The sequence below is a fragment of the Pseudomonas sp. 9.2(2024) genome, from assembly GCF_039695385.1.
Taxonomy (GTDB): Bacteria; Pseudomonadota; Gammaproteobacteria; order Pseudomonadales; family Pseudomonadaceae; genus Aquipseudomonas; species Aquipseudomonas paraglycinae.
Genome location: NZ_CP155585.1, coordinates 3,158,509 through 3,182,427, shown reverse-complemented (window position 1 = coordinate 3,182,427; position 23,919 = coordinate 3,158,509). Strand labels below are relative to the sequence as shown.

The 23,919-nt window shown below is 62.3% G+C and carries 19 protein-coding genes; 18 read left to right on the top strand and 1 reads right to left on the bottom strand.

The window, feature by feature from the left end:
• Positions 1-24: 24 nt before the first annotated feature.
• Positions 25-558, bottom strand: a complete 534-nt coding sequence (locus tag ABFB52_RS14240; protein WP_085745811.1) for a hypothetical protein — start codon at positions 556-558, stop codon at positions 25-27.
• Positions 559-942: 384 nt separating this feature from the next.
• Between ABFB52_RS14240 and ABFB52_RS14235 the strand changes: the two genes are divergently transcribed.
• From ABFB52_RS14235 to ABFB52_RS14150, 18 genes are all read left to right on the top strand, one after another.
• Positions 943-2,934: a methyl-accepting chemotaxis protein gene (locus ABFB52_RS14235; protein ID WP_085745812.1), complete on the top strand. Its 1,992-nt coding sequence runs from the start codon at positions 943-945 to the stop codon at positions 2,932-2,934.
• Positions 2,935-3,098: 164 nt separating this feature from the next.
• Positions 3,099-3,545, top strand: coding sequence for a DUF411 domain-containing protein (locus ABFB52_RS14230; protein ID WP_007957572.1), 447 nt, complete (start codon positions 3,099-3,101; stop codon positions 3,543-3,545).
• A complete protein-coding gene (locus ABFB52_RS14225) occupies positions 3,545-3,979 on the top strand; it encodes a YqaA family protein (RefSeq protein ID WP_129972787.1) in 435 nt (144 codons plus the stop codon). Before ABFB52_RS14230 ends, ABFB52_RS14225 begins: the two co-directional genes overlap by 1 nt.
• Before the next feature lie 85 nt (positions 3,980-4,064).
• Complete coding sequence (locus tag ABFB52_RS14220) at positions 4,065-5,090, top strand: alpha/beta hydrolase (protein WP_102686261.1); 1,026 nt, start codon at positions 4,065-4,067, stop codon at positions 5,088-5,090.
• A 13-nt stretch (positions 5,091-5,103) separates the two neighbouring features.
• Positions 5,104-6,057 carry a D-2-hydroxyacid dehydrogenase family protein gene (locus ABFB52_RS14215; protein ID WP_129972788.1) on the top strand — a complete coding sequence of 318 codons (954 nt, stop codon included), beginning with the start codon at positions 5,104-5,106 and terminating at the stop codon, positions 6,055-6,057.
• Between the two features lie 529 nt (positions 6,058-6,586).
• Positions 6,587-8,173: a glycogen synthase GlgA gene (gene glgA, locus ABFB52_RS14210; RefSeq protein ID WP_085745816.1), complete on the top strand. Its 1,587-nt coding sequence runs from the start codon at positions 6,587-6,589 to the stop codon at positions 8,171-8,173.
• 18 nt (positions 8,174-8,191) lie between these two features.
• On the top strand, positions 8,192-9,994 hold the full coding sequence (gene treZ, locus ABFB52_RS14205; RefSeq protein WP_129972789.1) for a malto-oligosyltrehalose trehalohydrolase: 1,803 nt from the start codon (positions 8,192-8,194) through the stop codon (positions 9,992-9,994).
• The gene (gene malQ / locus ABFB52_RS14200; RefSeq protein WP_129972790.1) at positions 9,991-12,069 is read left to right on the top strand and encodes a 4-alpha-glucanotransferase; all 2,079 of its coding nucleotides are present in this window, start codon (positions 9,991-9,993) and stop codon (positions 12,067-12,069) included. The genes treZ and malQ overlap by 4 nt, the downstream gene beginning before the upstream one ends.
• Positions 12,066-14,843: a malto-oligosyltrehalose synthase gene (locus ABFB52_RS14195; protein WP_129972791.1), complete on the top strand. Its 2,778-nt coding sequence runs from the start codon at positions 12,066-12,068 to the stop codon at positions 14,841-14,843. The genes malQ and ABFB52_RS14195 overlap by 4 nt, the downstream gene beginning before the upstream one ends.
• Before the next feature lie 29 nt (positions 14,844-14,872).
• On the top strand, positions 14,873-15,205 hold the full coding sequence (locus ABFB52_RS14190; RefSeq protein ID WP_085745820.1) for a DUF2934 domain-containing protein: 333 nt from the start codon (positions 14,873-14,875) through the stop codon (positions 15,203-15,205).
• Between the two features lie 221 nt (positions 15,206-15,426).
• Positions 15,427-17,586, top strand: coding sequence for a glycogen debranching protein GlgX (gene glgX, locus ABFB52_RS14185; protein WP_129972792.1), 2,160 nt, complete (start codon positions 15,427-15,429; stop codon positions 17,584-17,586).
• Between the two features lies 1 nt (position 17,587).
• The gene (locus ABFB52_RS14180) at positions 17,588-18,586 is read left to right on the top strand and encodes an acyl-CoA dehydrogenase (protein ID WP_085745822.1); all 999 of its coding nucleotides are present in this window, start codon (positions 17,588-17,590) and stop codon (positions 18,584-18,586) included.
• A complete protein-coding gene (locus ABFB52_RS14175; RefSeq protein WP_102686267.1) occupies positions 18,583-19,341 on the top strand; it encodes a PIG-L family deacetylase in 759 nt (252 codons plus the stop codon). Before ABFB52_RS14180 ends, ABFB52_RS14175 begins: the two co-directional genes overlap by 4 nt.
• On the top strand, positions 19,338-19,937 hold the full coding sequence (locus ABFB52_RS14170; RefSeq protein ID WP_085745824.1) for an SAM-dependent methyltransferase: 600 nt from the start codon (positions 19,338-19,340) through the stop codon (positions 19,935-19,937). Before ABFB52_RS14175 ends, ABFB52_RS14170 begins: the two co-directional genes overlap by 4 nt.
• Positions 19,934-20,593, top strand: coding sequence for a glycosyltransferase (locus ABFB52_RS14165; protein ID WP_085745825.1), 660 nt, complete (start codon positions 19,934-19,936; stop codon positions 20,591-20,593). Before ABFB52_RS14170 ends, ABFB52_RS14165 begins: the two co-directional genes overlap by 4 nt.
• 177 nt (positions 20,594-20,770) lie before the next feature.
• Positions 20,771-21,532: a PIG-L family deacetylase gene (locus tag ABFB52_RS14160; RefSeq protein ID WP_085745826.1), complete on the top strand. Its 762-nt coding sequence runs from the start codon at positions 20,771-20,773 to the stop codon at positions 21,530-21,532.
• A gap of 91 nt (positions 21,533-21,623) precedes the next feature.
• A complete protein-coding gene (locus tag ABFB52_RS14155) occupies positions 21,624-22,421 on the top strand; it encodes an endonuclease/exonuclease/phosphatase family protein (RefSeq protein WP_085605158.1) in 798 nt (265 codons plus the stop codon).
• A gap of 390 nt (positions 22,422-22,811) precedes the next feature.
• The gene (locus ABFB52_RS14150; protein WP_346836080.1) at positions 22,812-23,882 is read left to right on the top strand and encodes an autotransporter outer membrane beta-barrel domain-containing protein; all 1,071 of its coding nucleotides are present in this window, start codon (positions 22,812-22,814) and stop codon (positions 23,880-23,882) included.
• Positions 23,883-23,919: the final 37 nt, after the last annotated feature.

Here is a 23,919-nt window from a genome sequence, read left to right as displayed (position 1 = left end):
CGTTACCGGGGCGGGCCCTGTCTATCATGCCTTGGCTTTGACACCTTGATCGGTAGGAGGCTTGCGCTCCCCGCCCTGACCGTAAGTCTGCAGGTTCTGCAGTACGTAAATGGCTTTCTTGTACTCGGGGATCAACGTATTCGCGTACTTGTTGCCCTTGAGATTGTTGTTCTGGATGGTATCCAGTTGTGTCGCGAAATATTCCAGCGCATTGAACTTGGCATCCGGATCCTTCTGGATGCCGAAGCGATCGAACTTGTCGCCGGCATTGAGCAAGGTCATGGACGTGATCTCGGAAATCAGGCCCCGGCTACGCAACATTGCACTGAGGCTGCCCAATTGCTTGGCTGAAACATTGGTGGGATCGAAACCCTTGATGTTCTTGTGCAGACCCTGCTTGTCCATCTCTGCGGTACTGATCGCGGTGGGGTCGTTGCCGACCAGGGCCAGCATCTGCTTGACCTTCACACTTTGAGAAACCGGTTTGCTCGAGCTTCCTGTATCTCGAACCAGCAAACCCGCCTTGGGTTGCCAGGCACCGGTATAGCCGATAGTCATGAGCAAGCTCCTTGCGAGGAAAACATGAAAAATTCCTTGTTGAACCACTTTTGAATTGCCCGGAGTATCGGCCGGCAAACTAATGGCACCAACTCCTTTCTGCACTTTTTTACAATTTTTGTACATTCACGATACAAACCGGCAACAGCCCCGGAAATACGGGACTAGAGCGTTCATGACAATGTGATGAAAGTGGATTTATTGCTCTAATGTTCGGGACGGTTAGTTATCGTGTATCAGACCCGATACGTTCCTTTGGTCGGGATCGCCTCTTTTAGGACGAAAGTACCTAAAGCTTCCCGAAGACCCGACGATACGTTAGGAAACCCGCGCTGTTTGTTTCCCCTGCCCACAATAAGAATCCCTGCTCAAGGACCGGTTTCCATGCCCGCATTCCGCACCATTCAGGCTCGTTACACGCTGTTTCTGGTTCTGTTCATTCTGTTGTTGTCGGTGCTCACCGTGGTTGGCATCAGCCAATTGGTCGCGCCCAAGTTGCGCCACACCGAAGAGCAAGTGGTGCTCAACCGCATTGCTGAAGTGGCCGAGCAAATCCAGGGCGAACTGAACAAGGTCCAGGCGCAACAGCGCAGCATCACCCAGACCATCCCGCTGCTCGACAGCGCGGCCATCGACACCGTGTTGCCGGGGCTGGTGGATCAATACGGCGAACTGAAAGTCTTCGGCGGCGGCATCTGGCCGCTGCCCGGTCAGCGTGAGGCCGGACGCAACAAGTTCAGTACGTTCTGGCACCGCGATGCCTCCGGCAAACTGGCGGTGAACACCTTCTGGAACAGCGACGCGGCCCCCAACTATTACGACCAGAGCTGGTACAAGGGCGGCATGCAGACCCCGCGCGGCCAATGCGCCTGGGCCGCTGCCTATAAAGATGACGCCAGCGCCGAACCGCGCACCAACTGCGCCATGGCCATCCAGAAAAACGGCAGCGCCTGGGGCGTCTCGACCATCGACGTGACATTGGGCTTCTTCAACGAGTTGGTGGCGCGCAAGGAAAAAGACCTCAACGCCGAAATGCTGATCGTCGAGGCCGACGGCAAGATCATCAGCAACAGCTCGCGCATCAGCGGGCCGATCGTGCTGAAGAACATCAGCGAACTGGCCGGCGGCTCGACCTTCGCCAGCCAGGTCAAGGCCGGACTGCAAAATCGCGAGCAGGCGCAGCGCGTCGAATTCGACAACCACGGTGAAGCCAGCACCTTCTTCATGCGCCCGATCGAAGGCACCCCGTGGTTCCTCGCCACCGCACTGCCGACCAAAATGCTCACCGCCCAGCGTGACGACGTGCTCAGCAGCCTGAGCCTGCTGCAGATTCCGCTGGTGATCCTGCTGGTGCTGTTGCAGGTCTACGCGATTCGCCAACTGGTTTCGCGCATGAAAGCGCTGAAAGCCAACATCGATTCGCTGTCCAGCGGTGATGCCGACCTGACCCGGCGCATCACCATCCGCGCTGAAGATGAGCTCGGCGCCATCGGGCATTCGGTCAACACCTTTATCGCCTATCTGCAGAACATGATCGGCGAAGTCACCCAGGCCACTGGTGCAATGGCTTCGAGCCTCGACAACCTGCAGCGTACCTCGGCGCACACCAGTCAGATTCTGCTGCGCCACGCTTCGGAAACCGACCAGACCGTCACCGCCATCAACGAGATGAGTTCGACCGCTGAAAGCGTCGCCCAGAATGCCGCTGAAACCGCAGCCTTCACCCAGCGCGCCAACGAAAACGCCGACCGTTCGCGAGTGGTGGTTGGCGAAGCGTCAAGCAGCGTGGTCGCACTGATCGACGAAGTGGCCAGCGCCACCCACAAGGTCGAAAGCATGCAGCAGGACGCCCAGCGCATCACCGAAATCCTCGGCGTGATCGGCGCCATCGCCGGCCAGACCAACCTGCTGGCGCTTAACGCGGCAATTGAAGCAGCGCGTGCCGGAGAACAGGGCCGTGGTTTTGCGGTGGTGGCAGACGAAGTGCGTGCCCTCGCCGCCCGTACCCAGGCCAGCACCTCGGAAATCAACGAAATGTTGAGCCGTCTGACCCAAGGTGTGAGCTCGTCGGTCAGCGCCATGGAAAACACCCAGGCCAGCTGCCAGTCGGCCGCCGACGCCACTGCGCGAGTCAACAGCGGCCTCGACGAGATGGCCGGCTCCGTCAGCCACATCAACAGCCTCAGCACCCAGATCGCCACCGCCGCCGAGCAGCAAAGCGCGGTCACCGAAGAGATCAACCGCAGCATGGTGCAGATCCGCCACATGGTTGACGAGCTGGTGGAAAGCGGCCAGGCCAGCGAACTCAACACCCGTCAGCTGCTGGAAGCCAACAGCCGGGTGAGCGCGATCATGGGGCGCTTCAAGGTTCGCTGACGGTTTTGTCATCTTGCGCTCAGTGGCCTGTCAGCTTTGATCTACGATCTTGTTGGCAGGCCTGCCCCGTATCACTTGGAAACACTCCGTTGATGCCCGGCAGGAAAAACAGGTCAAAATGCCTTCCTTTTTTGACCGTTCCTCCTTTGATCCGAGAGCCCTCCATGCGAAACCACCTGCGTCTGGCCGCCCTGAGCGCCCTGTTCATCTCCTCCCTGGCGCAAGCCGCCGACCTTATCCCGATCGAAGTCCACCGCGACGCCAACTGCGGCTGCTGCAAAAAGTGGATCAGCCACCTGGAAGCCAATGGCTTCAAGGTCGAAGACCACGTCGAATCCGACATGAGCAGCTTCAAGCAGCAACACGGCGTTCCGCCACGTCTGGCGTCCTGCCACACCGCAATCATCAACGGCAAATTCGTCGAAGGCCATGTTCCGGCGGAACAGGTGCTGGCCCTGAGCAAACGTGACGACCTGCTGGGCGTTGCCGCACCGGGCATGCCGATGGGCTCGCCGGGCATGGAAATGGACGGCATGAGCGATGCGTATCAGGTGATCGGCCTGAAGAAAGACGGTGCCGATGTGGTGGTGGCGGATTACCCGGCCCATTGATGACGGCGGGTTATCTCGGGCTGTTCCTGGCCGCATTCGGTGCGGCGACGTTATTGCCACTGCAATCAGAGGCCGTGCTGGTCGGGCTGCTGGTCAGCGACCGTTATTGGTTGTGGGGGCTGCTGGCCGTAGCCACGCTGGGCAACGTCCTGGGTTCGCTGGTGAATTGGAGGCTGGGGCGCGGGCTGGAACGGTTTCAGGACCGGCGCTGGTTTCCGGTCAGCCCGAAGCACATGGCGCGCGCCCGCGTTCACTATCAGCGCTATGGTCACTGGTCCCTGCTGCTCAGTTGGCTGCCGGTGATCGGCGATCCGCTGACGCTGATCGCCGGGGTCATGCGCGAACCTCTTGGGCGATTCCTGCTGATCGTCACTCTCGCCAAAGGCGCCCGCTACGGGGTGCTGGCGATGCTCACCCTTGGCTGGCTCGGTTGAACGATCCGGCCCGGGGATTGCCTGTGTTTAACGTCGCCCTAATCCGGCCGTTCCAGCATCGGCCGATTTCTTGTGGAGTTGTCCTATGTCTGTGTCGCTGACCCGCTGGCTGCCCGGCCTGGTGTTGACCGCCGCCCTGCCCCTGCTTGCTCACGCCGAAGGCCCGCAATACGGGCCGGAGCTGCAAGGTTTCGATTATCCCTACACCCTCAAGCACTTTGCCTTTCAGTCCCAGGGCAAGTCGCTGCAGATGGGTTACATGGACGTCGCCGCTGATGGCAAGGCCAACGGACGCACCGTGGTGCTGATGCACGGCAAGAATTTTTGCGGCGCGACCTGGGACAGTTCGATCAAGGCCCTGAGCGAGGCCGGCTACCGGGTGGTCGCCCCGGACCAGATCGGTTTCTGCACCTCCAGCAAACCCGATCACTACCAGTACACCTTCCAGCAACTGGCGGCCAACACCCAGAAACTGCTCAAGGCGCTGGGCATCCAGAAAGCCACCCTGCTCGGCCACTCCACCGGCGGCATGCTCGCCACCCGTTACGCGCTGCAATACCCGGATCAGGTCGAGCAACTGGCGCTGGTCAATCCGATCGGCCTGGAAGACTGGAAAGCCCTCGGCGTGCCGTATCGCAGCGTCGATCAGTGGTATCAGCGCGAATTGAAAGTCACCGCCCAGGGCATTCGCGACTATGAACGCACGACCTATTACGACGGCCGCTGGAAACCCGAATTCGACCGTTGGGTCGACATGCTCGCGGGCCTGAGCAACGGCCCGGGCAAGACTCAGGTCGCATGGAACTCGGCGCTGATCTACGACATGATCTTCACCCAGCCGGTGTACTACGAGTTCAAGGACCTGAAGATGCCGACCCTGCTGCTGATCGGCACTTCCGACACCACCGCCATCGGCAAGGACATTGCGCCGCCCGAAGTGAAAGCCAAAATCGGCCACTACGAGGTGCTGGGCAAGCAGGTGGCAAAACTGATTCCTCAGTCCACGCTGGTGGAATTCCCCGGCATGGGCCACGCGCCGCAGATGGAAGAGCCGGCGAAATTCCACGAGGCACTGCTCGGCTGGCTGGACAAAACCAATCCCGTTCGTTGAAGAGGTAACGCTGATGGCGGTGCAGATTGCGGTGATCGATGACTGGCAGGACGTCGCGCGGGGCGTAGTTGACTGGTCGGTGCTCGACAGTCTCGGCGAAGTCACCTTCGTCCATGAGTACCCGGCGGACAACGCCACGCTGGCCGAACGTCTGGGCCAGTTCGAAGTGATCTGCGTGATGCGCGAACGCACACGCTTCGATGAAAACCTGCTCAAACGCCTGCCGAATCTGAAGCTGCTGGTCACCGGTGGCATGCGCAACGCGGCGCTGGACATGCCGGCCGCTGCTCGCCTCGGGATCAAGGTCTGCGGCACCGACAGCTATAAACACGCGGCGCCGGAACTGACCTGGGCGCTGATCATGGCCGCCACCCGCAATCTGCTGAACGAAGCCAATGCCTTGCGCGCCGGCCAGTGGCAGCAAGGCCTCGGTGGCGACCTGCACGGCAAGACCCTCGGCATTCTCGGGCTCGGCAGCATCGGTCAACGGGTGGCGCAGTTCGGTCAGGTGTTCGGCATGCGCGTGATCGCCTGGAGCGAAAACCTCACCGCCGAGCGCGCCGAGCAGGCCGGCGTCACTTATGTCAGCAAGCAGCAATTGTTCGAACAGTCTGACGTGCTGTCGGTGCACCTGGTGCTCAGTGATCGCAGCCGGGGGCTGGTCGATGCCCAGGCGCTGGACTGGATGAAGCCGACCGCGCTGCTGGTCAACACCGCGCGCGGACCGATTGTCGACGAGGCGGCGCTGATCAAGGCCTTGCAGAAACAGCGCCTCGGCGGTGCAGCCCTCGACGTGTTCGATCAGGAGCCGTTGCCGACCCTGCACCCGTTTCGCACCCTCGACAACGTGCTGGCCACGCCCCATGTCGGCTACGTCAGCCGCCAGAACTATGAGCTGTTCTTTTCGCAGATGATCGACAACATTCAAGCCTGGTCAGCTGGAGAACCGATCCGCCTGCTCAACTGAGCCTCCTCGCCTTCGCGGGCAATTCCTGCCCGTGAAGCAGCATCCGCTGTCCGCCCGCCAACACAACTGTGCGCACCGCAACAGTGCGCTCGCACTTTCCCGACGCCCAAAATCGTGACCGGCCGGTCACCATTTTGCATCATCAACCCTGCCAAACATGCACTTCGTCGGGGCGCCCGCCTTCCCAAAGCCACGGATTTCGTGAGCCCGCAACAGATTGTCGAACAATTCATCCGATTGCCCTGGCCCGCTCTAGGATCTGGCCTAGACTGGTTTTCGCGGGGTAAAACCGGCCGGTCATAAAGTCAAAAATTCGTCGAAACTTTTGCAGATCGCGGCGGGTCATCTGATAGGCAGGGCCAAAGCGACTGGTTCAAGTCTTGCAATGGCCCCCTCACCCATTCTGCTTGCACGTGTTGGGTAGCGTTTGCTCACCGATGCGTGGCGCGTTTGCGCCCGGCCACAGGACCTGGCCATGGACATCGCTTGTTCAAGACAAGAATCAGATCAAAAAAGACGGGAGATTCATATGATCAGTGCGGCATTGGATATTCAGGGAGAACGGGCTCATCAGCCGATGGGTGACTCGAGCACCGTAAGCGTTCCCGGCAGCCGATCGATCAGCGTCCCGGGCACCAAGACGCTGACGCCAGTGGCCAGTCAGAACCCGAACAAGAAGAAAGTGTTGTTCGTGACCTCGGAAATCGCCGATCTGGTGAAGACCGGCGGTCTGGGAGACGTCTCTGCCGCCCTGCCCCGCGCCATGGCGCACCTGCATGACGTCCGGGTGTTGATCCCCGGTTACCCGCAAGTGATGAACAGCGAGAATCCGATCCACATCATCGGCGAACTGGGTGGGCACGCCGCGCTGCCGCCCTGCAAGATCGGGCGCATGGACATGCCCGACGGTCTGGTGATTTATGTGTTGATCTGCCCTGAACTCTACGCCCGTGACGGCGGCCCGTATGGCGCCAACAACGGTCGCGACTGGCCGGACAACCACATCCGCTTCGCCCGTCTGGGTCTGGCCGCCGCCGATATCGCCGCCAACCTCGCGCAAATCCACTGGTGCCCGGATCTGGTGCATGCCCACGACTGGCCGGCCGGGCTGGCGCCTGCCTATATGCACTGGCGCGGGCAACGCACGCCGACCCTGTTCACCATTCACAACCTCGCGTATCAAGGCGTGACCAGCCTGGGCTCGTGCCCGGAACTCGGGATTCCCGCCCATGCCCTGCAACAGGAAGGCATGGAGTTCTACGGCAAGATGTCGTTCCTCAAGGCTGGCATGGCCTATTCGAGCCACATCACCACGGTCAGTGCCACCTACGCGCAGGAAATCACCACTCCGGATTTCGGCTGCGGTCTGGACGGTTTTCTCGCCGCCAAGACCCAGCAAGGTTTGCTCAGCGGCATTCCCAACGGCATCGATGAAAGCTGGGATGCCGCCACCGATCCACATCTGTTTGCACCGTTTGCCATCGGCGACTGGGAAGGCAAAGCGGTGAACGCCGCCCATGTGCGCGAACTATTCGGTCTGCAAGATTCCGAAGGCCCGCTATTTGCCGTGGTCTCGCGTCTGGTCTATCAAAAAGGCCTGGACCTGACCGAAGCGGTATCGGAATACATCGTCCAGAACGGTGGCCAGATCGCGATCATCGGCCGTGGCGAACCGGAAGAAGAACAGGCCATGCGTGAACTGGCGCTGCGCTTCCCCGGCCAGATCGGCGTGCGCATCGGCTTCAATGAAACCGACGCCCGCCGCATGTTTGCCGGCAGCGATTTCCTGCTGATGCCATCGCGCTATGAACCGTGCGGCCTGAGCCAGATGTACGCCCAGCGCTTCGGCTCGCTGCCGGTAGCACGCAACACCGGCGGGCTGGCCGACACCATTGAAAACGGTGTTACCGGTTTCCTGTTCAACGAATCGACCGCGGACAGCTACCGCGAAGCCCTGAGCCGCGCGTTCAAGGTGTTTGCTTTCCCCGACCTGCTGCACGCCATGCGTTGCCGGGCGATGGCTGCGCCGTTCAACTGGTGCAAGGCTGTCGAACCCTACGCCGAACTCTACGAACAACTGGTGGCCAAGGCGCTGGGTAAAACGCACCACAAATAACCAGGGAGGTTTTCAACGATGCCGTCACGGACACCTGAAAGCTGGCCCCACGGCGCGATCATGCTGGATGCCGAGCACACCCAATTCGCGCTGTGGGCGCCGGATGGATTTTACGTCAGCGTCGAGCTGGACAACGGCCAGTCCCTGCCCATGCTGCCCCAGGGCGAGGGCTGGTTTGTCATCAAGACCCGCTGCCCTGCCGGCAGCCGCTACCGTTTCAATATCGATGGCGAACTGGAGGTGCCCGACCCGGCCTCCAGGGCGCAGGACGGTGATCTCGACCGCCACAGCGTGGTGGTCGATCCGCACCGTTATTCCTGGCGCAACACTACGTGGCAAGGGCGCCCCTGGAATGAAGCGGTCATTTATGAACTGCATGTCGGCGCGCTCGGCGGATTTGCCGAAGTCGAGCAGCATCTCTCACGCCTCGCGGAGCTCGGCATCACCGCCATCGAGTTGATGCCGATCGCGCAGTTTCCCGGCGATCGGAACTGGGGCTACGACGGCGTGCTGCACTACGCGCCGCAGGCCAGTTACGGCACGCCGGAACAACTCAAACATTTGATCGACAGTGCCCACGGTTATGGCCTGGCAGTGATTCTGGACGTGGTCTACAACCACTTCGGCCCCGATGGCAATTACCTGCATCGTTACGCCAAGGGCTTTTTCCGCGAAGACAAACACACACCGTGGGGCGCGGCCATCGACTTTCGTCGTCGCGAAGTGCGGGACTTCTTCGTCGAAAACGCCTTGATGTGGCTGCTGGAATACCGCTTCGACGGCCTGCGACTGGACGCGGTGCACGCCATACAAAGCCCCGATTTTCTGCCTGAACTGGCACATCGTATCCGTCAGCAGATCGACCCTGCCCGCTACGTTTGGCTGACCATCGAGAACGAACTCAACCAATCCAGCCTGCTGGAGGAGAACTACGACGCGCAGTGGAACGACGACGGCCATAACGCCCTGCACGTGTTGCTGACCGGTGAAACCGACGCCTATTACGCGGACTACGCGCTGCAACCCACCGAGCAATTGGCCCGCTGCCTGAGCCAGGGTTTCGTGTTTCAGGGGCATATCACCCGCCACGGCGAACCCCGCGGCGAGCCAAGCGAGCATCTGCCCTCCACCGCATTCGTGCTGTTCCTGCAGAATCACGACCAGATCGGCAACCGTGCCTTCGGCGAACGCTTGCATCAATTGTCCGACCCGCGCGCAGTGGATGCTGCGACAGCGCTGCTGTTACTGTCGCCGATGATTCCCCTGATGTTCATGGGCGACGAATACGCCGCCGAACAACCGTTCCTGTTTTTCACCAGCCACCATGGCGAACTGGCGAAACTGGTGCGCGAAGGTCGGCGCAATGAGTTCGCGGCATTCAGTGCCTTCTCGGATCCGCACAAGCGTGAACAGATTCCCGACCCCAACGCCGAGCAGACCTTTCACGCCTCACAACCTCGCCTGACGGGTAACGGCACGCCTCGGCAACGGGAGACGTTGGCGCTGTACCGCCAACTGCTGCAATTGCGCCATCAATACATCATTCCCAACCTGTCCGGAACGCAGGCACTCGGCGCCCAGGTGCTGGGGCCCGGGGCGGTCAGCGCGCGCTGGCGGCTGGGCGATGGCAGCGAGCTGCGAATCGACCTGAACCTCAGCGATACGCCAGTGGTCAACCTTCCACAGACTGATTCGGTGTGGCTGTTTCGCCAGCCACCCGACACAGGCCTGTCGGATGAGGGGCAACTGCCCCCGTATTGCGCGCTCGTCAGCCTCACGGCCGCAACCCCTTTGCCACCCTTGGATGGAGAGCGCCTATGAGCGATGCGCAACTGGAAATTCTCGCCAGCCGAGCCGGCCTTGCCGTCGACTGGATCGACGCCAACGGGCGAGCGCAAAAAGTCGCCCCGGCGGTGCTGCGCAATGTGCTGACCGGCCTCGGCCACCCGGCCGGAACGGCCCAGGAAATCGACGCCAGCCTGCTTGAACTGCAACAGGTACAGGAAAATCGCCATCTGCCGCCACTGCTCACTGCCGATGTTGGCGTGGGCGTGGACCTGGCCCGTTATTTCGAACCCGAAACCCCTTGCGAGATTCACCTTGAAGACGGCTCGCGCCTGAGCCTCAAACTGGATGCCGAGGCCGTGCTGCCCGGCGAAATTCCGGTCGGCTACCAGCAAGTGCATATCGCCGATCAACAATTCACCCTGGCCGTGGCACCGGAACGCTGCTTCAGCGTGGGTGACGCGGTGGACAGTCCGATCCCGCGCGCGTGGGGCCTGAGCGTGCAGCTTTATGGCTTGCGCCGTCCCGGCGATGGCGGTTTCGGCGACACTCAGGCCCTGGAAGAACTGGCCCGGGTGGCCGGCGAGCGCGGCGCCGATGCCTTGGCGATCAGCCCGCTGCACGCGATGTTCAGCGCCGACACCGGGCGCTACAGCCCTTACTCGCCGTCCAGTCGGCTGTTTCTCAATCCGCTGTACGCCGCACCGGGCGCGATCCTCGGCGAGCGCGCGCTGCGCGATGCGATTGACGCAACTGGCCTGAACGATCAGTTCGAACAACTGGAAAACCTGAAACTGATCGACTGGCCGAAAGCCGCCGAGGCCAAACTGAAACTGCTACAAGCCTTGTACGACGGCTTCATCAGCGGCGAACACCCGTTGCACGCCGACTTCTCCAGCTTTCGTGATGCCGGCGGCGAAGCGCTGGAGAACCACTGCCGCTTCGAAGCCATTCAGGAGATGCGCGCCGCCCGTGGCGAAAGCCTCGACTGGCGCCAATGGCCGGAGCACTGGCACGACCCGCGCGGCGCCGCCCTCGGCGCGTTTGCCGAAGAATACGCCGAGCGCATCAGCTACTTCGCGTTCTGCCAGTGGTTGATCCACCGCTGCCTGGAACGCGCCCAGACCGCCGCTCGCAGCGCCGGCATGGGCATCGGCCTGATCGCCGACCTGGCGGTGGGTGCCGACGGCGCCGGCAGTCAAGCCTGGAGCTTTCAGGACGAACTGCTGGCCTCGCTGACCGTCGGCGCACCACCGGACATCCTCAATCGCTCGGGCCAGGGCTGGGGCATTTCCGCGTTTTCCCCGGAAGGTCTTGTGCGTAACGGCTTTCGCGCATTCATCGACATGCTGCGCGCCAACTTCGCCCATGCCGGCGGGCTGCGCATCGACCATGTCATGGGCCTGCAACGGCTATGGGTAATCCCCAACGGCGCACTCCCGGCGGACGGCGCCTACCTGTATTACCCGGTGGACGACCTGCTGCGCTTGCTGACCCTCGAATCCCATCGCCATCAAGCGATCGTGCTCGGCGAAGACCTCGGCACCGTACCCGATGGCCTGCGGGAAAAACTGATCGCCCGGGCCATGCTCGGCATGCGCGTGCTGTTGTTCGAACAGGACAACACCCATTTCAAACCCATCCTCGACTGGCCGGACAACGCTCTGGCCACCACCAGCACTCACGATCTGCCAACACTCAACGGCTGGTGGCATGGCCGCGACATCGACTGGAATGCGCGTCTAGGGCTGATCGATGCCAACGGCGAAATCGACTGGCGCCGTTACCGCCAACGCGAGCGTGAAGGCCTGCGCGGTGCGTTGAGTCAGGACCCGCAAAACTTTCGCGAGGAATCCCACGAGGCTGATCAAGTGGTCGATGCCGCTGTCCGCTTCCTCGGTCACACCCGCGCGCCGCTGGTGCTGTTGCCACTGGAAGACGCGCTGGGCCTCGACGAACAGGCCAACCTGCCCGGCACCATCGACACCCACCCGAACTGGTCGCGCCGCTTGCCGGCTACCAGCGAGGCGCTGCTCGACGGTGTCGACGCAGCAAGACGTCTGGAACTATTGGCGTGTGCCCGCCTTCAGGCAGCCGAGCGTGACCAATGAGTGCATTGCCTATCCAGATATTGCGCGCCACGGTCCGCCTGCAATTTCATCGCGGTTTCACCCTCGATCAGGCGGTGCCGCTGGTGCCGTACTTCGCCCGACTCGGCATCAGCCACATTTATGCCTCACCGCTGCTCGCCGCCCGCGCCGGCTCCATGCATGGCTACGACGTGGTCGACCCGACCCGGGTGAATCCGGAACTTGGCGGCGAGCCGGCCCTGCGCCGTCTGGTCGCCAGCCTGCGCGAACACGGCATGGGGCTGATCCTCGACATCGTCTCCAATCACATGGCGGTCGGTGGCGGCGACAACCCGTGGTGGCTCGACCTGCTGGAATGGGGCCGGCTCAGCCCCTACGGCGAGTTCTTCGACATTCAGTGGCACTCCCCTGACCCGTTGATGGAAGGCCAGTTGCTGCTGCCGTTTCTCGGCAGCGATTACGGCGTCGCGCTCCAGGACGCGACCCTGCCGCTGGTTTTCAACGCCGAGAGCGGCACGTTCCACGTCGAGCATTACGAGCATCACTTCCCGATCTGCCCCGGCGATTACGGCGAACTGCTCAAATCCGATGACGCCCCGAACAAAGCGCTCAAGGCCCTCGCCGACCGCTTCAGCGCGCTCAGTTATCAGACCGATGCCCGTTCGCTGGCCATCCCGCTCAAGGAAGAACTTCAGCAACTGGCCAGGAACCCGCAGATCCTCCAGGCCATTCAGCGCAACCTGACGCATTACGATTCGAAGACCGAAGAAGGTTTTCAACGCCTGCACCAATTGCTGGAGCGGCAAAGCTATCGCCTCGCGAGTTGGCGCACGGCGGCGGATGACATCAACTGGCGGCGCTTCTTCGACATCAACGAACTCGGCGGTTTGCGCGTCGAGCGTCCGGCAGTGTTCGAAGCGACCCACCAAAAGATTTTCCAGTTGATCGGCGAGGGATTGATCGACGGGCTGCGCATCGACCACATCGACGGTCTAGCCGACCCGCGCGGCTACTGCCGCAAACTGCGCCGTCGGCTCGACCATCTGGCGCCGGGCCGGCACTTGCCGATCTATGTCGAGAAGATCCTCGGCGACGGCGAAACCCTGCCCACCGACTGGGCCGTGGACGGCAGCACCGGCTACGAATTCATGAATCAGCTGTCGCTGCTGCAACACGATCCGGACGGCGAACATGTGCTGGGCGATTTGTGGAAGCGCCGCACCGAGCGTCCCGCCGCGTTTATCGAAGAAGCGCAACTGGCGCGCCAGCAGATCCTCAACGGCTCGCTGGCCAGCGATTGCGAAAGCGTCGCCCAGGCCCTGCTGCAAGTGGCGCGCGATGACCTGATGACCCGCGACCTCACGCTCGGCTCGATTCGTCGGGTGTTGCAGGCGTTGATCGTGCACTTCCCGGTCTATCGCACCTACATCACCCCGATGGGCCGCTCGGCGCGGGACAAGGTGTTTTTCCAGCAGGCCATGGACGGTGCGCGGCAGACATTGAGCGAAGCCGATTGGCCGGTGCTGAACTCCGTAGCCGGTTGGCTTGGCGGCCAGCCGTGGAGGCGCAAACCCCGTGGCCGTTCGCGCAAGATTCTGAAGCATGCCTGCGTGCGTTTTCAGCAGCTCACTTCGCCGGCCGCGGCCAAAGCCGTGGAAGACACCGCGCTGTATCGCTCGGCAGTGCTGCTGTCGCGCAATGACGTCGGTTACAACACCGAGCAGTTCAGCGCGCCGGTCAGCGACTTTCACGCGGTGAACCAGCAACGTCTGGCGAGCTTCCCCGATAACCTGCTGGCCACCGCCACCCACGACCACAAACGCGGCGAAGACACTCGCGCGCGGCTGGCCGTGCTCAGCGAACGCAGCCATTGGTATCCCGAGCAGATAGAGCTGTGGCGCGCGCTCGCTCGGCCGCTGCGCGATGACGATGAACTGCCGTCGTCGGCGGACGAGTTGATCCTCTATCAGGCGCTGCTCGGCAGCTGGCCGCTGGACCTGCGCGACGACGATCAGGCCGGTTTCGCCGACTACGCCAAACGCGTCTGGCAGTGGCAGCAGAAAGCCCTGCGCGAAGCCAAGCTGCAAAGCAGCTGGAGTGCGCCGAACGAGGCTTACGAAAACGCGGCTCAGGCGTTCACCGAACAACTGCTGCTGGCCCCCGAAGGCGAACTGCTGCGCGGTGCGCTCGCCAAGACCGTCAACAGCATCGCTGCCGCCGGCGCTCTCAACGGTCTGGCCCAAACCTTGCTGCGCATGACCGTGCCGGGGGTGCCGGATCTGTATCAGGGCAACGAGTTCTGGGACTTCAGCATGGTCGACCCGGACAACCGCCGGCCAGTGGACTACGCCGCCCGGCAGCAGGCGCTGGAGGCTCCCGCTCCGGTTCAGGAACTGTTGGTCAACTGGCGCGACGGGCGAATCAAGCAAGCATTGATCGCCCAGGTGCTGCGCCTGCGCGCCGACGACACCGAGTTGTTTCGCCAGGGTTCGTACCAGGCCCTCGAGGTACTGGGCAGCCAGGCGCACAACGTGCTCGCGTTTGCCCGTGAGCATGGGGAGCGACGGATCATCGTGATCGTGCCGATCCGTTGCGCAACATTGCTGGAAAACAGTGCTGTGCCGATGGTTGACGCGCTGCGCTGGGGCGATACACGGGTCGTTCTACCGTTCGACGCCTCTGACGAAAATCTGAAGGGACTTTTTTCGAGCACCGCAGTCACAAAAAACAGGGAGCTGCAGGTCAGCACCGCGCTGGGGGATTTCCCGGTCAATCTGCTTATCCAACACGTCTAGCAGCATGAGTTCAGTTCAGGAGCATTGCGATGAGTACCGACGATAAACGCATCCGCGAATTTGCCTATCAGATCTGGGAATCCGAAGGTAAACCCGAAGGCCAGGAATCGCGCCACTGGGAGATGGCGCGCAAACTCGCCGAAGCCGAGGCGCTGGCACCGAAAAAATCGCCAAAGGCTGCCGGCAGTAAAACCGCCGGCAAGACCGCCACCAGCAAAGCCGTTGATGGCAAGACACCTGCTGCCAAACCCAAGGCCACGACGGCCAAGGCCAAGCCTGCCGGTGCCGCGAAAGTGATTCCCCCGGGCGAAAAAGCCACCGAGAAAAAGCCCCGCGCGCCGCGCAAGCCGCCTGCGGTCTGACGCCCCCGAACCATTGATTTGAATAACCGTGTGCCGGGTTCGCTCGCCACCGAGGGCTCGTTCGTCCTCGAAAACTCGCCATTCCCTTGTGGGAGCGAGCCTGCTCGCGATTGCGGCTGGACATCCACCGCGGGTGTCAACAGGTACAAAGCCATCGCGAGCAGGCTCGCTCCCACAGAAGATTGATGTTCACCCCGACTTACTGACTTGCAGGAGCACCTATGACCCGTCCAAAGAAAGCCGAGCCCACCGCGCACGCCGAACCCTCGCGCATCCGTGAAGGCCTGCCCTTCCCGCTCGGCGCGACCTGGGATGGTCTGGGGGTGAACTTCGCGCTGTTCTCCGCCAACGCCACCCGGGTCGAGCTGTGCATTTTCGACGATGCCGGCGAAGTCGAACTCGAACGCATCGAGCTGCCGGAATACACCGACGAGATCTACCACGGCTACCTGCCCGATGCACATCCGGGCCTGATTTACGGCTACCGGGTCTACGGCCCGTACGACCCGGCCAACGGCCACCGCTTCAACCACAACAAATTGCTGATCGACCCGTACGCCAAGCAACTGGTGGGCGAGTTGAAATGGTCCGAGGCGCTGTTCGGCTACACCATCGGCCACCCCGACGCCGACCTCAGTTTCGACGAGCGCGACAGCGCGCCTTTCGTTCCCAAGTGCAAGGTCATCGACCCGGCCCACACCTGGGGCCACGACCAGCGCGTCAGCGTGCCGTGGGACAAGACCATCATTTACGAGACCCACGTGCGCGGCATCAGCATGCGCCACCCTTCGGTGCCGGAGAATGTGCGCGGCACGTTTGCCGGGTTGATGGTCGACGATGTGCTGGAGCACATCCGCAAACTCGGGGTGTCGACCGTCGAACTGTTGCCGATCCATGCCTTCGTCAACGATCAGCACCTGCTGCACAAAGGCATGACCAATTACTGGGGCTACAACAGCATCGCGTTCTTCGCCCCGGACCCTCGTTATCTGGCCAGCGGCAAGATCGCCGAGTTCAAGGAGATGGTCGCGCACCTGCACGATGCCAATCTCGAAGTGATTCTCGACGTGGTCTACAACCACACCGCCGAAGGCAACGAGCAAGGCCCGACCCTGTCGATGCGCGGGATCGATAACGCCTCGTACTATCGCCTGATGCCGGACGACAAGCGCTTTTACATCAACGATTCCGGTACCGGTAACACCCTCGATCTGAGCCATCCGTGCGTGCTGCAAATGGTCACCGACTCGCTGCGCTACTGGGCCAGCGAAATGCACGTCGACGGCTTCCGTTTCGATCTGGCGACCATTCTCGGTCGCTATCACGACGGTTTCGATGAACGTCACAGTTTCCTCGTTGCTTGCCGCCAGGATCCGGTACTGCGTCAGGTGAAAATGATCGCCGAGCCTTGGGATTGCGGCCCCGGTGGCTATCAGGTCGGCAACTTCCCGCCGGGCTGGGTCGAGTGGAACGACAAGTTCCGCGACACCGTGCGCGCGTTCTGGAAAGGCGACGACGGCCAGCTCGCCGACTTCGCCAGCCGCATGACGGCCTCCGGGGAAATGTTCAACCAGCGCGGTCGCCGGCCTTATTCTTCGGTCAACTTCGTCACTGCTCACGACGGTTTCACCCTTAACGATCTTGTGTCGTACAACGACAAGCACAACGAGGCCAACGACGAAAACAATCAGGACGGCAGCAACAACAACCTGTCCTGGAACCACGGCGTCGAAGGCCCTACCGATGACCCGGAAATCAACGCGCTGCGCCACCGGCAGATGCGCAATTTCTTCGCCACCCTGCTGCTGTCCCAAGGCACGCCGATGCTGGTGGCCGGTGACGAATTCGCCCGCACCCAGGACGGCAACAACAACGCCTATTGCCAGGACAGCGAGATCGGCTGGGTCAACTGGGACCTGAGCGAGGACGGCAAGGCGCTGCTCAAATTCGTCAAGCGCCTGATCAAGTTGCGTCTGGCCTACCCGATCCTGCGACGCGGGCGTTTCCTGGTCGGCGAATACAACGAGGATATCGGCGTCAAGGACGTGACCTGGCTTGCGCCGGACGCCACGGAGATGACCACCGAACACTGGCATGACGCGCAGAACCGCTGCATGGGCATGCTGCTTGACGGTCGTGCCCAGGAAACCGGGATCCGCCGCAAGGGTGCCGACGCCACGTTGCTGCTGGTGGTCAACGCCCATCACGACATCGTCAACTTCACCTTGCCGGAAGTGCCTGAAGGCAGTTTCTGGACGTGCATGATCGATACCAACCAGCCATCGATCCGTGGCCAGGAGCGTTTTGAATTCGGTCATGAGTACTCGGTCACCGGGCGTTCTCTGCTGCTGTTCGAACTGCAACGCGAAGAAGAGGACTGACATGGACTTGCCCGTCTATCTCTCACGGCACGCGCCGGACTACCGCGACACTGCCGCCCTCGGCCTGTGTCTGCGGCAACTGGTCGAGGCCGGCCTCGATCGCCTGCCGTTACCCGGCAGCGGTCGTACGCTGGAGCGCTGGCAACGGCTGTCCGAGGTCGGTGGGCATGATCTGGGGCTGTGCAAACTTTACGAAGGTCATACCGATGCGCTGGCAATCATCGAACAACTCGGTGGCTCGCCGACGCCCGGCAGCACGTGGGGCATGTGGGCGGCCGAACCACCGCAGGCGCGGGTGCGGGTCGGCCGCTCGGGGCAACTGGTGCGGCTGAACGGACGCAAGGCCTGGTGCTCCGGGGCGGCGGTGCTCAGTCATGCCCTGCTGACGGCGTGGGATGAGGACGATCGCCAGCAACTGGTGGCCGTGGCCCTCGACCAACCGGGCGTGACCGTCACCGATCAAGGCTGGCAAGCGGTCGGCATGGCGGCCACCGGCAGCGTCGAGGTGCTGTTCGACGAAGTCGAGGCGCAGGCGATCGGCGATCCTGGCGACTACCTGCAACGTCCGGGGTTCTGGCACGGCGGGATCGGGATTGCCGCGTGCTGGTACGGCGCCGCGAGGGAAATCGGTGAACAGCTGCGCCAGCAATGTGCCCGACGTGAAGAACCCCATTCGCTGGCCAGTCTCGGCGCCGTCGACAGCGCCTTGCACGCCGCAGCTCAAGCGCTGCGCGTCAGTGCGCTGGACATCGACAGCAATCCCCACGCCAACGCCGAGTTGCTGGCCCGCCGTGTACGCGCCGTGGTCGAAGATGCCGCCGAACAGGTCATTCGCGAGACAGGTCGGGCGCTCGGTGCCGGGCCGTTCTGCAAGGATCCGCACTTTGCCCGCCTGGCGGCCGACTTGCCGGTTTACCTGCGCCAGAGCCACGCTGAACGCGATCTGGCAGCACTGGGCCGATTGATTGCGCAGCACCCACGCGAGGGTTGGGCCCTATGAAGCGCAATCCGATTGTCGGCGAAGGCACCTCCCTGCAGGAATGGCAGAGCTCACGTCATCTGGCAGCGGTAGACAGTATCGACACTCTTGATCTGGTACCGCCGGGATCGCGAGCGGTGGTGATTGCGCCGCACCCCGACGATGAAGTGCTCGGTTGCGGCGGGCTGTTGCAACAGCTCGCCGCCGCGGGTCGCACGCTGCAACTGATTTCGGTCACCGACGGCAGCGCCAGCCATCCTGGCTCGGAGCGCTGGCCGGTGGAGCGCTTGAGCGTGGTGCGCCCGCAGGAATCCGCCGAAGCCCTGCGTCGTCTTGGCCTGCCCATGCATCAGGTGCAATGGCTGCGTGGCGGCTTCCCCGACACCCAGGTCGCCGCGCGCGAATCGATGCTGTGTGAATACCTGACCCGCTACCTGCAACCCGACGACGTGATCTTCACCACCTGGCGCGAAGACGGCCACAGCGACCACGAAGCCGTCGGCCGCGCCAGCGTCGAGGCTGCGCGCCGGGTGGGTGCAATTTGCCACGAGCTGCCGGTCTGGACCTGGCACTGGGCAACGCCCGAAGACGCCATCGTGCCTTGGGAACGGGCGCGCAAAATCCTGCTCAGCCCCGAACAGGTCGCACGCAAACGCCATGCGGTGCACGCCTTCGCCAGCCAGCTGGAGGGTGATCCCGACGCAGGCCTGGCCCCGGTGCTCAAACCCTATGTCATCGATCGACTGCTGCAACCGTTCGAGGTGGTCTTTCTATGAGTGTCGAGGATCGCTACTTCGAAGGCCTGTTCGCCGGCAATAACGACCCCTGGGGATTTCGCCAGCGCTGGTACGAGCAGCGCAAACGCCTCGTGACCCTGGCGGCCCTGCCCCGCCCGCATTACCGGACGATTTTCGAACCCGGTTGCGCCAACGGCGAACTGAGCGCCGCGCTGGCCGAACGCTGTGATCGGCTGTTGTGCTGCGACACAAGCGCCGCCGCGGTCAATCTGGCGCGTACCCGGCTGAGCCTGTTCGACCACGCCGAAGTCCGTCAATGTCGGTTGCCTGGCGACTGGCCGGCGGAAAAATTCGACCTGATCGTATTCAGCGAAATCGGCTACTACCTCGACCGGCAGGATCTGACGGAGGTCATCCATCGCATCAGTGATTCATTGACGGCAGACGGGCAATTACTGGCCTGTCACTGGCGCCCGGTTATCGAAGGCTGCCCGCTTAATGCCCGACAGGTTCACGACCTGATTCACGAACAGTTGCACCTGCCGCGAGTGGTCCTGCATCAGGAAGCGGATTTTCTGCTGGAAGTCTGGAGTCGCGAACCGCGTTCGGTGGCCGCGCTGGAGGGGTTGCGATGATTGGCATCCTGATCCCGGCACACAACGAAGAAGAGTGGCTCGATGACTGCCTGCACGCCGCCTTGCGCGCCGCCGGGCATCCGATGCTGGCCGGTGAGCCGGTGGAGGTCCTGGTGGTACTCGACAGTTGTACCGACCGTTCGGCGCACATCGTCAGCCAGTATCCGGTGCAGGCGCTGAGCATTGATGCCCGCAATGTCGGCCAGGCCCGGGCCATCGGCGCGCAACAACTGCTTGATCGGGGTGCTCGCTGGATTTCCTGCTCCGACGCCGACAGCCGCGTCGCCGAAGACTGGCTGGTGGAACAACTGGGATTGGGCACCGATGCGGTATGCGGCACGGTGACGGTCGAGCGCTGGCATGAAACGTTCGATGAAGCCGCGCAGATTCGCTATCACGGTCATTACCAGGCCTGTGAAGGTCACCGGCACATCCATGGCGCCAATCTGGGTGTCAGCGCGCAAGCCTACGTGCGCGCCGGCGGCTTCGAACCGTTGTCCTGTGACGAAGATGTGCAGCTGGTGCGCCAACTGGAGCTTTGCGGGGCCAGCATCGCCTGGAGCCATCGCCCGCAAGTCATCACCAGCGCCCGTCTGGACAGTCGCGCACGCGGCGGTTTTGGCGACTATCTGCGACAGTTGGCACAGACTGAATAAAAAAAAGCGGATCAGGTTGATCTGTGACGCGACGAACTGTCCTTCTTGAGCAATACTCTGCAGCGCAGCAATCCAGGGTTCGGAGCGCTGCAGGGCTATCCACCAGCCTTCACGGGTCGTACACGCCTCTCATGGCGCGCACGACTGAGGGCGAGACACAACAAGGATGTATCACTCATGAAACCGTTATCCCTCAGCGAGAGCGGCCTGCCGGCGCAGATCTGGAACAGTGCCGCGCAGCTCGACAACATTCCCGTCATCAACACCCACACATTGGTTCCACCCGGTGCCCGCGCCGTGGTCATCGCCCCGCACCCCGGCGATGAAGTGGTGACCTGCGGCGGCCTGCTGCAACTGCTTTCCAGCCTCGGCCATCCCTTGCAACTGCTGTCGATCACCGATGGCAGCGCCAGTCATCCGGGCTCTCGCCAGTGGTCGGAAAAACGCCTGAGCGTGTTCCGTCCACAGGAAAGCGTCGAAGCGCTACGCCGCCTGGGTTTGCCGATGCACAGCCTGAAGTGGGTGCGCGGCGGTTTCACCGACAACGCCCTGCACGATCAGGAATCTCAACTGACCGAATTCATCGCCCGCTACCTGCGTCCTGGTGATGTGGTTTTCAGCACCTGGTGTAACGACGGCACCGCTGATCATGAAGTGGTCGGCCGGGCCAGCGCCAAAGCCGCACAACAGGTCGGCGCCACCTACCACGATGTGCCGGTCTGGGCCTGGCACTGGCCGGAACGGGATCAGGCGCAGATTCCTTGGCACCGCGCACGCAAGCTGCGCCTCGATACCTGGACCGTTGCGCGCAAGAGCCACGCCACCCATGCCTACGCCAGTCAGCTCAATGGCGAACCGGCGATCGGGATCGCGCCGCTGCTGCCCAAGTCGATTCTGGAGCGCATGCGCCTGCCCTACGAGATCGTCTTCGTCGATTGACGGTCCGTCGGGCGCGGGCAGCCACTCAAAGTGAACTGCCCGCGCCCGGATCAGTCGCATGAACAGGCAGTCATGATTCAGAGGAGTGAACGTGTCCAGCGATCCCAAGCGTCATGCCGTCGACGCACAGACCTCGACCCCGTCCGCCATCCATCGCCTGCGGGTGCTGACGGTCAATACGCACAAGGGTTTCACCGCGCTCAATCGACGCTTCATCCTTCCGGAACTGCGCGAAGCGGTGCGCAGTACCTCGGCCGATCTGGTGTTTCTGCAGGAAGTGGTGGGCGAACACGAACGGCATTCCAGCCGCTACAACGAATGGCCGCAAACTTCGCAGTACGAATTCCTCGCCGACAGCATGTGGAGCGATTTTGCCTACGGCCGCAATGCGGTCTATCCCGACGGCCATCATGGCAACGCCCTGTTGTCGAAATACCCGATCCGCGAATACCGCAACCTCGACGTCTCCATTACCGGCCCTGAACGGCGCGGGTTGTTGCACTGCGTCCTGGATGTGCCGGGGCATGCCGAAGTGCATGCCATCTGCGTGCACCTGAGCCTGCTCGAAAGCCATCGGCAATTGCAGTTGCAGCTGCTCTGCCAGTTGCTCGAATCGCTGCCAGACGATGCGCCGGTGATCATCGCCGGTGACTTCAATGACTGGCAGTTGCAAGGCAACGTCGCCCTCGCCCGCCGCGACTACCTGCACGAAGCCTTCGAACGCCATCACGGCCGCCCGGCGAAGACCTACCCCGCGCGTTTCCCGTTGCTGCGACTGGACCGGGTCTACCTGCGCAATGCCAGCAGCCACGACCCGCGGATCCTCGGCAACAAGCCGTGGACGCATCTCTCGGATCATTTGCCGCTGGCCGTTGAAGTGCATTTGTAGCGCGATACTGACAGCTGTCTTCACCCAAAAAGCCACGCGAAACCGGTTGCCGCATTCGGTTTCGCAGACCGGCTGTCGGCTATAAAACGTCTCTGCCTCGCGGCTTTCACAGCCATTGGCTCTACAAACAAGCACTTAGATAAATGCGCAAAAACATAAGCTTGCATCACCCGTTTTGACCCGACCACTCATCGTCCAATTTCTTGACGCAAGGGCTCCGGTCTTCTTAGCTCTACCTTACTACCCCCGGAAATACTACTCGGGGCGAACCTCAGGCCACTCGTCAAAACGGGCGGCCTCGGGCTCGCCACGCTCCATTCGGTCGCCCCTCGTTCGGGGTAGGAGAGACGCCAAGGCGAGATACCACATGCGCTAGCAAGGTAGAACTCCATGAAAACCTCACTCACCTCACAAGAGATCAAAGTCACGTTCTGCACCGTTTCAAGTTCTATCTTGCTGTGCTCGTCCATGGAGGCGCAGGCGGGTCCTGTGGCGGACGAGGCGACGCCCTGGTATCGCCAGGACATTCCCGTCATGACCCTCCCCGCCACGGTCGTGACCCCGGGGCCGCAACGGCTGAGCTCACAGCCGGATCTGCGCGGCACAAACCTGATCACCGAAGACCTCGCGCCCTCGGCCTGGGATCAACTCTACGGACAGACGTCCCGCCAGGCGCAAACCGACGTCCTCAGCCCGGGCTTCGCCACGCCCGGCGCTGGCGACTTCAAGGGCCCCGCCGTGCTGACCCTGAAAAGCAGCAGCGGCCACACCCAGCAGGTCGGCCTGATCGGCGGGGTCAATCAGATCAAGGCCAATGGCAGCGGACTGATCACCAGCCGCGCCCTCGCCGATCCGAACACCGACACCCTCAACCTGCAAGGTCAGAGCCTGGGCGCCTACTACAGCTTGAGTGGCCCACAGGGCTGGCACGTTGACTTGTCGGCCAGTGGCGGTCGGGTCAGCGGTTTCAGTCGTAACGAGCAAGGTGCACGCCTGGCCACCGAAGGCAGCGCGATGACGCTGTCGGTAGAAGGCGGATTCCCGATCGGTCTGGGTGAAAACTGGGTGGTTGAACCGCAAGCGCAATTGATCAACCAGCGCATCACTCTGGATACGCCGTACGCAGGCTCGGGCAACGCCTCTTCCAGTGACATTACATCGTGGAGCGGCCGGGTCGGTGCGCGCTTGAAAGGCAGCTACGATCTGAACGGGTTGCCCGTTGAACCCTACGTGCGCACGAACCTGTGGCACACGGTGTACACCGGCGACACGGTGACGCTGGATCAGGTGGACAAGATCAGCAGCAGCCGCAAGTCCTCGACGGTGGAAGTCGGACTGGGGTTGGTGGCGAGAATGACGCCGACGGTGAGTGTGTATGTCAGCGCCGATTACAGCAGCGACGTGGATGACAACGATCTGAACGGGTTGATTGGCAGCCTGGGGGTCCGGATGCGCTGGTGACTTCTTCTGCATGATCGTTCCCACGCTCTGCGTGGGA